Raw genomic sequence first — 12,047 nt, 5'->3', positions numbered from 1 at the left:
AATTGGGAGAAAACCTTTGACACTCCGGGTTGCAGTTGTAGGCGGCGGACCTGCTGGATCATCCGCAGCAGAAACGTTAGCAAAAGCAGGTATTGAAACCTATTTGATCGAACGCAAGTTAGACAACGTAAAACCCTGTGGCGGGGCTATTCCCCTCTGTATGGTGGCTGAGTTTGACTTGCCAGAAGAAATTATCGATCGTAAAGTTCGCAAGATGAAAATGATTTCCCCGTCCAACGTGGAAGTCAGCATCGGCAGCACTTTAAAAGACGATGAATACATTGGCATGTGCCGCCGCGAAGTCTTAGATGGCTTTTTACGCGATCGCGCAGTGGCTTGTGGCACGAAGCTGATTAACGGCACGATGCACAAGCTGGAATTGCCAACGAGTGCAAACGGGGTTTATACCTTACACTATGCGGATCATTCCGATGGCAACTTAGAAGGAAAAGCGGCAACCCTAGAAGTCGATCTGGTGATCGGCGCGGATGGGGCAAACTCACGCGTCGCAAAAGCGATCGATGCAGGTGACTATAACTATGCGATCGCGTTCCAAGAGCGCATCAGCTTGCCAGACGACAAGATGGCGTATTACGAAGACCTCGCAGAAATGTATGTGGGTGATGATGTCTCTACAGATTTCTACGCTTGGGTGTTTCCGAAATACAACCACGTTGCGGTCGGAACCGGAACGATGTCGCCCAACAAAGCAGACATCAAAAAGCTACAAGCTGGAATTCGTGCCCGTGCGGCAGCAAAGCTGAGAGGCGGTAAGATCATTCGCGTCGAAGCGCATCCAATTCCAGAACATCCCAGACCTCGGCGCGTTGTCGGTCGCGTTGCTCTTGTCGGCGATGCAGCGGGAACCGTGACGAAGTCTTCCGGTGAAGGAATTTACTTCGCAGCGAAGTCAGCGCGGATGTGTGCAGAAACGATCGTTGAATTTTCCGAAAACGGTCGTCGGATTCCCACTGAGGCAGATTTGAAAGTTTATCTCAAGCGGTGGGATAAGCAGTATGGTCTGACCTACAAGGTGTTGGATATTCTGCAAACCGTGTTCTATCGGACGGATGCAACTCGCGAAGCATTCGTCGAAATGTGCTCGGATATCGATGTTCAGAAATTGACCTTCGATAGCTATCTCTACAAAACGGTTGTCCCGGCAAATCCGCTGGTGCAATTAAAGATTACGGCGAAAACAATCGGCAGCTTGATTCGCGGCAATGCGTTAGCGCCTTAAGTTGAGCAAATAAATTGTAAAGAGCGATCGTACAGTGCTGTACGATCGCTCTTTTTTAACGACTTCAACTTGAATCTTTGAGAAGAAGACGATACGCGATCGCATCTTCTCTAACTCAAACTCAACTTTACTGAGTGCCATTTGCTCTTGAGAGCTAGTAACTTTTGCTTATAAATCAGTGGACGTCCTGATTGTGCGATTCTCAGCGAATCAGGACATCCATGATTGAGGCTTATGTAATTTTCAAATCCTGTTTACTTGCGATTTGAAAATTGCACACACTACTGCTTTTGAGCAGGAGCAACCTTTGCCGCAACGTTGACTGTCTTAACGCCTTTGATCTCCTTGGATAAAGGCTCAATCTTATTGAGCTGATCTTGAGTTTGTACGGTCCCAGAAACAACGACTGCACCATCTTTCGCTTTAATCGTTAACTGACCATTGGGAATATTCGCTTCCAGCTTGCTGCCGACTTCTCTTGCTAGATCACTATCAGCGCGATCAGTATCTCCGCCCGTTGCATTACTCCGTTGTTCGCGAGCGCGAATATCAGAGTTCAATTGATCTCTTCGCACTTTGCTTGCGGCATCGTTCTGATTATTTTGGGCAGTTTGATTCGTCGGAACTTCCCCAGTCTTCTCAGTCGAATTGGGAGCGCTTTCACTCGTTTTTGATGAATTGCTTTCACAAGCAGCGACTCCAAGTAGGAGAATGCTGCTCAGCGCTAGCGTCATTATCTTTTTCATAGGTTTATTGCTCTAGAATTACAGTCTCAACACAAGTGAGAAAGCATCGTCAAAGCCGCACTAGACCGTAGCTATCTCACCGTCTGTTTTATCGAACCGCAGAAGTCGGAGAAGAGTAAATTTCCCAATCGTGAATGCCTCGATGCTTGAGAATAGATTCAGCCTGGTGAATTTCTGTGTCTGTTCCATCGACAATCACAAGATATTCTCCACGAGTAACGTAATCGTGGTAAACCCGTGCTCGATCTTCTGGAATTCCCAACCCGATGAGTCCACCAAGCAGCCCGCCTGCCGCAGCTCCGATCGCTCCACCTGCCAAGGTCGTTGCGAGTGTTGTTGCTGTCGCGCCTGCTAACAGAATTGGCCCTACACCAGGAATTGCAAGTGTACCCAGTCCAACAAGTAAGCCTGTTAGACCCCCAACTGCGCCGCCTGCTGCTGCGCCTGTCTTCAATCCTTCATCAACATGAGTGGTTTCAGAAAGATCCTGAACATGTGTTTCCCCGATATGACGACTGTCTTCCAATCGATCGGTGTTTCGCCCAATCACCGAGACGCGATCCATCGGAAATCTAGCATCCCGCAATTCAGTTAAAGCCTGTTCTGCTGCTTGAGAAGTGGAAAAGACACCAACGGCTCGTCTATGGTTCATTACAGCCATGTTTTCCTCCTGCTTAATCACATTTTGTAGTTTGTGATACCATCTTCTTGTTTCAAAAGCATTGAGTCGTCACTCGCAAGGGATATGCTTCCGCTTCAGAAGGAGGAACGTTGCATCTTCTCCCCGCACTCTACACAGCGAACGGGAGGAACTGTGCTTAGACTGATGAGGGTCTCACAACTGGAGGACGGGTAGCGGGTCGCTGGAAAACGATCAGTTCACCGTTGAACAAGCCTGTTACGTTTTTATTTGGGTAGGTCTGTTTATTCCAACGGAGGTTGTCGATCGCTTGTTGCTTTGTCCAACCCGGTTCAAACCCCACTCGTACCCCATTCCAAAACAATTCATACTCCAGCTTTTGTCCGTTGAGCATTCCTTCAACTCGCTTCTCAGGATAAGCTTTCTTGTTGTATTGCAGGTTATTGATTGCCTGTGCAATGCTCCAACTTGGTTCAAAACCGACTCGCACCCCATCCCAAAATAATTCATACCCCAGCTTCCTCCCGTCGAAATAGCCTTCGCCCTTTCGGTTGGGATAAGTCTTTTTCGCCAATTCCAGGTGAGTGATTGCATCTTGACGTGACCATTTCGGTTCCGTTGCCACTTGTACACCATCTAAATAATACGCATATCCTTTTTCTCCCAAATGGCGGTCGTCTCCTAAGAAGTGGCCGTCGGGTAAGTTCAAGCTAAACGCTTGTTGTTGAGTCGTGCCGATGCGTGTCACTGCACCTTCCAGTGTGGCAGGTGAACCAAGTTTAAAACAGCCTTCTACCCGAAAACGACCACTCGGAGCGTTGATTGTGAAAACCGGACACCCGCCTTCAGGCGGCAACAGCGTTCTTTCACTCGTGATGTTATTGGATTGGGCGTAGAGTTCATAGGCGGCAGGTTGCAGATTGGCACAGATATTGATGCCGAGTGCTTGAGTACATTGAGCTTGGGGTGCGTCTGCTTGGGCAGCTTCAGGGGCTGAGAGCATCAGGAGTGGAACCGTGATGCTCAAGAGAGCGGTGGCTTTGAGTACAGCGTGACGGAATTGAGATTTTAGAGTGACGGTCATGTGGGAAGCTCCTTCTTAAAGTCTTGAAAGCCTTATCTGAAGAGGCTTTCGTCGTTGATATCTTTAAGTTACTCGGTCTGCTTCCCCCAGTCGATAAGGGTAAATTAAGGAAAGTTAGGGATCTCAGGAATCTCAGTTAAGGTCAATTTTTTAGAAGTTCAAGGGACACACGACTCGCAAGGAAAAAGACATGGAAAGCGGCGATCGTAACGTCTACTCAATCAAGAAGCTTTCAGACCTAAAAGCGTGAATCGCTTACAGATTTCCATAAAAAATTCGACCCTTTGTCGAACAGGGCAAAGGGTCAAGAGATGGACTTTGCCCACCTTTGAAGGATTTAATTTTCGGCTCTAGGGAGACTTCAGAAAAGTCTCCATTTGGATTTACTAGAACCAGGAAGGGCGAACGAGGGGACTCGAACCCCCGAGTGGAGGAACCACAATCCTCTGCCTTAACCACTTGGCTACGCTCGCCATTGCGTTAATGATCATAGCATAAGAAATTAGATAAGTTCAAGAATCTGAGAACATGTAGACTTGGTAAAACGTCATAGAAGACCAAATCGTGAATTGTAGCGGGGTGGTGTGAAGATGAAATCCTCTCAGATTCTTTTGGGGACTGTTGGGTTAGCAATGCTGGGAGGTGCAGGATTCATGGCGCTGACTAATCCTGATGAAGCCGCATTTGGAGAATTTGCATTACAGCAAATCAAAGCTGAAGGCTGTCAAAAAGTGCCTCAAATTATTCGCGAGCAGTGCCCGCAGTTTGTTCAAGATAATCAAGCACAGGTTAAAAAATTAATTCTCCAAAGTACCGATCGCCAAAATTTCGGACTATTCAGCATTTATCGTACGAATTTATCCACGCGATCGATTGTGCCGAATTTGCCCATTTTTCTTGACTTGCCTGCGTTTCAGTTGGAAACCGTTGGTATGTTTGGCAAGTTCTACATTTATCAGGCTGAGCAGAGTCGGACTCCATAAACTCGGCTTTGTGGTGTTAGGAACGGCGCTTGTTGCCGTTTTCGGCGAGCTGATACCCCAAGCCAATCCCGAATAAACTCATCACTAGGTCGATCGCATCCAGCGTGCGATTGGGTGAGAATCCTTGCACTGCTTCTTCAACGATCGTGAATATCGCAAAAAGAAGTGGGAAAATTGGCAACCCATTTCGCAGACGACGATATCCGAAAAGGGAATGTCCGAGATAGGTTGCGATCGCGTAGAGAATGACATGCCCGATCTTATCCAAGTAGGGAATGAAGTCGAGTTGGGTGGGAAGGTTCCCCGTGTAGGCAAGGATGAGAATTGTTAAAAACACGATCGCATAAACCAATGCCGAAACTTTTACAGCTTTAGAAGACATAAACTTGAATGATTGAAATTCAGGTTTAGCTACACTGCGATTTTGTAATTTTCGGACTCAGAGAGTAATCATCGATTTTGCGTCTGCGGAGTCGCAAACAATAGCGTGACAGCCTATGCCAGCATGCCATTACTATTCGTGAAAGGCAACATTAATAATGGAAGAAGTCAAATAAATTTTCCGAGGAGTTTGTGCGATCGAACAAATCAGTAACCAGTAGAATCAACCAAACAATTCGCATCATCCAAGTCTGAAGATTAAAACGATGAATGCAATTGAGTAATGAAAAAATGATAGGTAATCGGTTCGTCTTTGAGAGATAGCAGTCCCAAATTGCTCGTGAAATATATAGCCTGTTTTGCTCCCTGAATCTCTCAAATTTGGGGATCTTTAAACTGGAAAATTCTGAAAGTTCTAAGCTACCCAAAATAGGGCCATTTGAATGGACAGATATATAGAGTTCAGGATACTGAGCGACATGATTGATGTAAAGATCTAAGCTATATAAAACAAATTTTCCCACCCCATAAATAGGGACGAAAATCGATTTGATTAAGACTCCAGAACCAGATCAATAATGAAAACTGACGGTAGTAGGTAAATTGAGTAACCTTACTAGAAACCGGGTGATATCCTACCTCACGCTCAACATTCGTGCCTCGGCTCTATTTTTGCCAACTCTATCAGACTTTTAGGAATTCTGAATGATTCCGAATAGTTTCCCAACTTTCTGATAAGATTACTGATTCTGACACCAATTTATTATCTACGACTTGCTGGGAGACTCCTCATATGGCTCGGATGTACTATGACGCTGATGCCAATTTAGATTTACTTGCGGGCAAAACGATCGCGATTATTGGCTACGGCTCTCAAGGGCACGCCCACGCCCTTAACCTCAAAGACAGCGGCATGAACGTCATCGTTGGGCTGTATCCGGGCAGTAAATCAGCGACGAAAGCGAAAGACGCTGGCTTAACGGTTCATAGTGTTGCGGATGCAACAAAGGCTGCGGATTTCATCATGATTTTGCTGCCAGATGAAGTCCAACGTTCCGTTTACACCCATGAAATTGAACCGAATCTGAGCGAAGGCAATGTGCTGGCATTCGCCCACGGTTTTAACATCAACTATGCTCAAATCATTCCACCTGCAAATGTGGATGTGGTCATGGTTGCACCAAAAGGTCCAGGGCATTTGGTGCGTCGCACGTATGAACAAGGTCAAGGTGTGCCTGCCTTGTTTGCTGTGTATCAAGATGCGACAGGTCAAGCGCGCGATCGCGCAATGGCATATGCCAAAGGAATTGGCGGCACTCGCGGTGGAATTCTGGAAACGACGTTCCGGGAAGAAACCGAGACTGATCTATTCGGCGAGCAGGTTGTGCTGTGCGGTGGTCTGAGTGCGCTGATCAAAGCTGGATTTGAAACGCTCGTGAATGCAGGATATCAGCCTGAGCTTGCTTACTTTGAGTGTCTACATGAAGTGAAGCTGATTGTGGATCTGATTGTAGAAGGTGGATTAGCGACGATGCGTGACAGTATCTCGAATACTGCGGAGTATGGAGATTTGACTCGTGGTCCTCGAATTGTCACCGATGCAACTCGTGCAGAGATGAAGAAGATTCTCGACGAGATTCAGACGGGGCAATTTGCACGGGAATTCGTGCTGGAAAATCAGTCGGGTAAGGCAGGTTTCCATGCAATGCGTCGGCGTGAAGCAGAGCATCCGATTGAAGAGGTTGGAAAGGATCTGCGTGCGATGTTTAGCTGGTTGAAGAAGGCGTAGAAGTAGGGAGTAGGGAGTGGGGAGTAGGGAGATAAAATTTCTAAGGACTCCCTGATTCTTTATGCTCTCATTCCCTACTTCTTCATATTCCGAACCGCGTCTTCAGTCCGCTGGTTCGGATTTGTTTTAGGTTGCCACCGTGGAAAAGCATTGATTAAGAGTTGGTCGATCGCAGTTCGAGCCTGCAAGCTATATTTCCCGATCGCGGATGGCAAAAATCGATCACCACATCCAACGAAAATTAAACTCACTAGCAAGAGCAGTCCAACCGGAATTTTGGAGCGCATAAGAGATTTTTTAGGTAAGTGAGAAACTGGAAGGCGCGTATCATGGTCTACGTTTAGTAGTGCCCAATTTTTGGCATGACATTCGTAGATGGTGAGCGATGAAACAATTTCTCAAAGTTGGGCTAGTAGGCTCTGGACTTCTCTTACTCGGTGTAACAACGGTTTACTCCTCTGCATTGGCTCAATCTAGTCCCCGAATTGAATACCAAGCGAGACAGAAGAAACCCAAACCAACTCGCGCGATTTCAGCTAGGTCAGCACTTTTGCCATTTTTTGATCAAGAAAATAATCCAGCGCAAGTCGGCATTCCTCGCGATCGCTTAGTAGACATTACTCCGCCTGCACCGCAATTGAATGAGTTCGATCGCAAAGTACTTGCAACTTGCGGAGAGTTTGGTAGCCCGGTTGGAACCGTTAGATTGCGTCGATTGTTTGCAGAATCGCCTGATGTTGTGCAAAGGATTAAAACCGCAGTAGGGGGTGAGATTTTTCCAGGTCGCAGAAGTGATCAGCAGTTTCAAGATGATCTGCTGACGATTTGGTCAAATCGAAAAGGGTTTGAGCATATCTTCTGTGGTGAACTGCGAGGCTCACAGCAAATTGGAGGATTGCATTATGTAGGGCGTTACTGGCAGTTGCAGCAAGCCGGAATTGCAGGACGATTGCCGAATAATGCTCAAGCAGAAGAGGTGGTCGAAGGGAAAATCTATACCTTAGGCGTTGAGGTGCGTCGGGGCAATCAGGTGATCTCTAGAGATGCGAAAAAGGGATATTCCTATGTGAGTAATGCTGAGGAGCTTTTGACAGATGCCACGATCGCGTTTAAAACTTCGCGATCGACTTCGAGTAGTAAGTCCGTTTGTTTGTTTACGGTACGAGATCCAGAAGCAAGGGTTCCTTTTAAAGCGGTGTTTGTGAAAGCGGCACGCGGAATTGTGACATTTTATCCAGATGCAACGCCGAGCCAACGAGAGGCGGCTTGCGATCGCTAGGGAAGTAGGATGTGTTGCAACTTTGCTCGACTTACAGCATCGACAAGAGTTGAACAAAGTTGCAACGAAGTGCTTAATCGATGCGAATCGTTTGTCCGGATTCTGCCGATCGCTGAGCAGCAATCGCAACTTTCAAGGTATACAAACTTTCTTCAGGTTGGACATAGAGGGGCTTGCCGTCTAACAAATAATCTAAAACTGCACTGGTATCTTTGGTAAATAAACCTCGGCGCGCACCAATCTCGATCGGCGTTGCACCTTCAGAATTGATCAACACACCTGAATCGCCCTCAAAGACTAATGCGCCTTGATCACCTTGAACTTCTAACTTGCGTTCTGCGCTCCATGCTGTTTCACCTTTGCTATATACAACATCCGCAATGACGCCATTCTGAAAGTTCAGTTGCGCCTTACACATACAGCCCAAAAAACGATCGCTCTGTAAGTTCAAATATCGATTCTGACAACTCACAGATTCGACCTGTCCAAAGACGTGAACAAGCCGATGGAGCCGAGACAATGCTCCTACAAGTGGAAACCCAAAAACAGAGGGATTGTAAGTCCATTTAGCAGGTGCAGGATGTTGAGGTGTGGCGGTCGCATAGCGGGCATAAAAAGGCGTGCCAATTTGGGAAAGCGATCGCAAAAATGCCTGATGGACTCCCCCGAGTAGTTCGATATGTTCAACATGAAGTAATCGATTCTGAGCACGAGCCGTCTCGATCGCAGTTGTCGCAGATTCAAGATCGATGGCTAAAGGATATTCCACAACCACATGCTTGCCCGATTCAAGCGCCGTTTGAGCGATCGAGCTATGTTCTGAATTCACACCGCAAATGATCACCAAATCAACAGCACCGAGTAACTCTTGCCAAGCATTAAATGCTTGAGTTTGATGGGTATGTCCGAATTCAGTTGTCTTATCCGCTCGATGTCCAGCTACTCCCACTAACTTCGCGCGATCGTCTTGATTGATAGCTTCTGCCCGCAGTTTTGCGGCATACCCAGTTCCAACTATTCCGACTCGAATCACAGCGATCGCCTTTTGTAATTAAATCTTCATTCTCAAGTTTACGGGTTTCGTATCACATCTAACCGTTAGCGAGGTCGTTCTAGCCCAGTATAGAGGTTGACAAAATCGTTAACAGTTCATGACAGTTGTTTCTTTGCCCGTTCTTTATTCTACGATCGATCCAAGCGCGATCGTGTCTAGGGTGCTGTCGTGCTATGACATTGGAACGGTCAGATCGTGCGAATTTTGGTGCCGTGGTTTAAGTGATGTCTATTTGGTTGAAACCGATCAAGCATCGTATGTGCTGAGAGTTTCCCATTGGGGTTGGCGATCGCAAGCAGATATCGATTTTGAACTAGCGTTGCTCGATTTTCTGCAAAAGAAAGGGATTTCAGTTGCTTATCCCTTGCCTACAACCTCTGGCAAATTGTCAATTGTGATCAAAGCCCCGGAGGGAGATCGCTATGCGGCTTTGTTTATCTATGCGCCTGGTGCAATTCCGCTTGGGGATTTGAGCGTTCGGCAGGCGACGAAATTAGGAGAAACGATCGCAAAAATGCACCAAGCTGGAGAAGCATTTGAATGTAAGTTCGATCGCAAGCCTTTGACGCTGAAGTATTTGCTCGATGAATCCTGGGATGCGATCGCTCCGTTTTTGCAAAGTAGTGATCGGGATTATCTCAAAACTGCAATTTTGCAAATCAAATCAGAGTTGCAGACATTTCCGCGATCGGCTCCTTATTGGGGGATTTGTTGGGGCGATCCGCACAGTGGTAATGCTCATTTTACAGAGACTGATCAACCCACTCTATTTGATTTTGATCAATGTGGATTGGGTTGGCGAGCGTTTGATTTGGGTAAGTTTCGGCAGATTGCGCTCAATACAGGCATTAGCCGTCGAGTTCGAGAGGCATTTTTAGCGGGATATCAATCCGTCACTCCGCTGGAAGCTTTTGAACTGAAAGCAATTTCTGCTTTTACTCAAACGGCTCATATTTGGGTTTGGTCAATTAGTCTAACCTATGCCCTGCGCCACAATTACAGCCGTTTGGACGATTCATTTTTCCGCAAACGAGCCGAGCAGTTGCGCCGGCTTCGATCTCCAGATTGGCAGATGTTTTAAGCTTCCCTGAGAGCAAGGAGGTTTTTATTAGGCTGGAATTGTCCAGAAGTACAAGGTCGATTCTTCTTCGATATCGAGTTTAATCACTTTTTCAGGTAACCAATCCCCCATATCAAAATCGATCGAGACAATCCGCGTTCCCGGTTTAAGCTGCTCAAACAAAGCAGGTCGAAGCCTCAAATTCAGATGTGGCAGAAGATATAGCACGACGATCGAAGCATCTTCAAATCGACTTGTAAACAAATCCGCTTCTTGAAACTTAACGCGATCGCGAATTCCTAACTCATCTGCTTTCGCTTGAGCTTCTTTGACTCGAAGGGGATCAAGGTCGATCCCAACGCCCCGCGCCCCAAACTGTAATGCGGCACTGATCAAAATTCGTCCATCGCCACATCCGAGATCGTAAATTACATCAGAATCATTGACTTGTAAAACTTCGAGCAAAGTTTCGATCGCGGCTTCAGGGGTGGGAATAAACGCAATATCAGGGCGGCGCAGCATAAGTTATACAATCAGAACTCTCCGCCAAAACGCTTTACAGAATTTTAGCTTCCCCATCATACTGAAAAGCGATCGTGATTTTGTACACGGGGCTGAAACACGATACGCTTGACTCAAGCAGCTAGGCTCGATCTAAAGTGCTTTTGTCATGATGCAAGGCTAAAGAAAGTCGTAGGATTTATGGGTATGTCGGCACAAAAAGAACAACTTAAAGCGATCGCAACGCGGCTCAGTCAGGAGCGTCAGAAAAAATCGATGTCGCTCGAAGAAATTGCCGCGAAAACCTACATTCCGCAACGATTACTGATTGCGCTCGAAGATGCAAATCTCGATCGGCTTCCCGAGCCTGTATTCATTCAAGGCTTCATTCGGCGTTTTGCGGATGCGATTGGGCTTGACGGCATCGCACTGTCGAAAGAGTTCACTGTTGATCTTTCCCCCCTGCCTGCTCCAGCGACGGCTTCTTTGATCTCGAATACGATCGAGCCTCAAACCCCGAAGCCAACTGCTCTCAAATCTTCTATCCCCAAAGCGCCTGAGCCTGCTCTCCCTAAAGCATCTGAGCCTGCTGTTCCCAAAGCACCTGAACCTTCCATCCCCAGGGCTGCTGAGCCTCCTCAGGTCGTGCATAGCGAAGCTCCGACTCCACTTCCCACACCCAAAGCTTCTGAACCTGCTGCCATTCGTGATCCTCAGCCTGCTCAAAAACTCGAGCCTACTGCCGTCCGCGACTCCGTTCCTACGCCTCCTCGCATCAGCACCAGTGAGCCACCTGCTCGTCTGCCACTGATTGCTTTAGCGGCTGCAATCGGATTAGGCGTAATCGGCGTTCTCGCTTCAACGTTTGTCAATCGTCAGCCAGAGCGATCGAATCCTAGTGCTGCAACTTCTCCGACTGTACAACCCTCTCAAGCGCCTACACCCGGCAGTTCTGCTCCAGTCGCTTCTACCCCAAGTAGCCCGACTCCTGCTTCACCGTCTCCAGGGGCTGTCAATGTCAAAATGAATATCACTGAGGAAAGCTGGGTAGAAGTCCTCGTTGATGGAACTTCTGTTTACGAAGGCACACTGACAAAAGGAACCCAGAGAACTTGGAGTGGTAAATCTGTCGAGATCAATACGGGAAACGCGGGAGGAGTTTCGCTGTCGTACAACAATGGCGAAGCCAAAGTCATGGGTGCGGCGGGTGATTTAGGGTCTGCAACTTTTCCGCCCACGCCTTGAGCCAGACTTTTGAACATAGCTAGCCATACTATCGCCTTCTAAATT

At 47.3% G+C, this 12,047-nt stretch carries 14 protein-coding genes and 1 tRNA gene; 6 read left to right on the top strand and 9 right to left on the bottom strand.

Annotated features, from left to right (window positions below; all coding sequences use genetic code 11):
- The first annotated feature begins 16 nt into the window (after positions 1-16).
- On the top strand, positions 17-1,240 hold the full coding sequence (gene chlP, locus LEPBO_RS0117645; protein ID WP_017288889.1) for a geranylgeranyl reductase: 1,224 nt from the start codon (positions 17-19) through the stop codon (positions 1,238-1,240).
- Here the strand turns inward: chlP and LEPBO_RS42960 are convergent.
- The 5 genes from LEPBO_RS42960 to LEPBO_RS0117620 all read right to left on the bottom strand — a co-directional run bounded on the left by LEPBO_RS42960 (position 1,229) and on the right by LEPBO_RS0117620 (position 4,183).
- Positions 1,229-1,381: a hypothetical protein gene (locus LEPBO_RS42960; protein WP_017288888.1), complete on the bottom strand. Its 153-nt coding sequence runs from the start codon at positions 1,379-1,381 to the stop codon at positions 1,229-1,231. The genes chlP and LEPBO_RS42960 overlap by 12 nt on opposite strands.
- 140 nt (positions 1,382-1,521) lie before the next feature.
- Positions 1,522-1,986: a BON domain-containing protein gene (locus LEPBO_RS0117635; protein WP_026148729.1), complete on the bottom strand. Its 465-nt coding sequence runs from the start codon at positions 1,984-1,986 to the stop codon at positions 1,522-1,524.
- Between the two features lie 88 nt (positions 1,987-2,074).
- On the bottom strand, positions 2,075-2,647 hold the full coding sequence (locus tag LEPBO_RS0117630; RefSeq protein ID WP_017288886.1) for a hypothetical protein: 573 nt from the start codon (positions 2,645-2,647) through the stop codon (positions 2,075-2,077).
- Between the two features lie 157 nt (positions 2,648-2,804).
- Positions 2,805-3,710 carry a hypothetical protein gene (locus tag LEPBO_RS0117625; protein WP_017288885.1) on the bottom strand — a complete coding sequence of 302 codons (906 nt, stop codon included), beginning with the start codon at positions 3,708-3,710 and terminating at the stop codon, positions 2,805-2,807.
- A 400-nt stretch (positions 3,711-4,110) separates the two neighbouring features.
- A tRNA-His gene (locus tag LEPBO_RS0117620) sits at positions 4,111-4,183 on the bottom strand.
- Positions 4,184-4,300: 117 nt separating this feature from the next.
- On the opposite strand from LEPBO_RS0117620, the gene LEPBO_RS0117615 reads away from it, so the two are divergent.
- Entirely contained in the window at positions 4,301-4,693 is a 393-nt protein-coding gene (locus LEPBO_RS0117615) for a DUF4359 domain-containing protein (protein ID WP_017288884.1), read from the top strand.
- 16 nt (positions 4,694-4,709) lie between these two features.
- Here LEPBO_RS0117615 and LEPBO_RS0117610 read toward each other — a convergent pair whose 3' ends face one another.
- Positions 4,710-5,075, bottom strand: coding sequence for a VanZ family protein (locus LEPBO_RS0117610; protein ID WP_017288883.1), 366 nt, complete (start codon positions 5,073-5,075; stop codon positions 4,710-4,712).
- A gap of 792 nt (positions 5,076-5,867) precedes the next feature.
- Here LEPBO_RS0117610 and ilvC point away from each other — a divergent pair.
- Complete coding sequence (gene ilvC / locus LEPBO_RS0117605) at positions 5,868-6,863, top strand: ketol-acid reductoisomerase (RefSeq protein ID WP_017288882.1); 996 nt, start codon at positions 5,868-5,870, stop codon at positions 6,861-6,863.
- A gap of 74 nt (positions 6,864-6,937) precedes the next feature.
- On the opposite strand, the gene LEPBO_RS0117600 is transcribed toward ilvC, so the two are convergent.
- On the bottom strand, positions 6,938-7,150 hold the full coding sequence (locus LEPBO_RS0117600) for a hypothetical protein (RefSeq protein ID WP_017288881.1): 213 nt from the start codon (positions 7,148-7,150) through the stop codon (positions 6,938-6,940).
- A gap of 98 nt (positions 7,151-7,248) precedes the next feature.
- On the opposite strand from LEPBO_RS0117600, the gene LEPBO_RS0117595 reads away from it, so the two are divergent.
- A complete protein-coding gene (locus LEPBO_RS0117595) occupies positions 7,249-8,142 on the top strand; it encodes an EndoU domain-containing protein (RefSeq protein WP_017288880.1) in 894 nt (297 codons plus the stop codon).
- A gap of 73 nt (positions 8,143-8,215) precedes the next feature.
- Here the strand turns inward: LEPBO_RS0117595 and LEPBO_RS0117590 are convergent, their stop codons facing one another.
- On the bottom strand, positions 8,216-9,175 hold the full coding sequence (locus LEPBO_RS0117590; protein ID WP_017288879.1) for a Gfo/Idh/MocA family protein: 960 nt from the start codon (positions 9,173-9,175) through the stop codon (positions 8,216-8,218).
- Between the two features lie 118 nt (positions 9,176-9,293).
- Here LEPBO_RS0117590 and LEPBO_RS0117585 point away from each other — a divergent pair, with 118 nt between their 5' ends.
- Positions 9,294-10,277 (top strand): homoserine kinase, encoded by a 984-nt coding sequence (locus LEPBO_RS0117585; RefSeq protein ID WP_017288878.1) that lies wholly within the window; start codon positions 9,294-9,296, stop codon positions 10,275-10,277.
- A gap of 27 nt (positions 10,278-10,304) precedes the next feature.
- Here LEPBO_RS0117585 and LEPBO_RS0117580 read toward each other — a convergent pair whose 3' ends face one another.
- Entirely contained in the window at positions 10,305-10,778 is a 474-nt protein-coding gene (locus LEPBO_RS0117580; RefSeq protein WP_017288877.1) for an SAM-dependent methyltransferase, read from the bottom strand.
- A gap of 186 nt (positions 10,779-10,964) precedes the next feature.
- Here LEPBO_RS0117580 and LEPBO_RS40155 point away from each other — a divergent pair, with 186 nt between their 5' ends.
- Complete coding sequence (locus LEPBO_RS40155) at positions 10,965-12,002, top strand: helix-turn-helix domain-containing protein (protein WP_017288876.1); 1,038 nt, start codon at positions 10,965-10,967, stop codon at positions 12,000-12,002.
- The last annotated feature ends 45 nt before the right edge of the window (positions 12,003-12,047 follow it).

This window comes from Leptolyngbya boryana PCC 6306, from assembly GCF_000353285.1.
In the GTDB taxonomy this organism is placed as follows: Bacteria; Cyanobacteriota; Cyanobacteriia; order Leptolyngbyales; family Leptolyngbyaceae; genus Leptolyngbya; species Leptolyngbya boryana.
The sequence above is the reverse complement of the archived record's forward strand: the minus strand, read 5'-3'. Positions and strand labels throughout refer to the sequence as shown.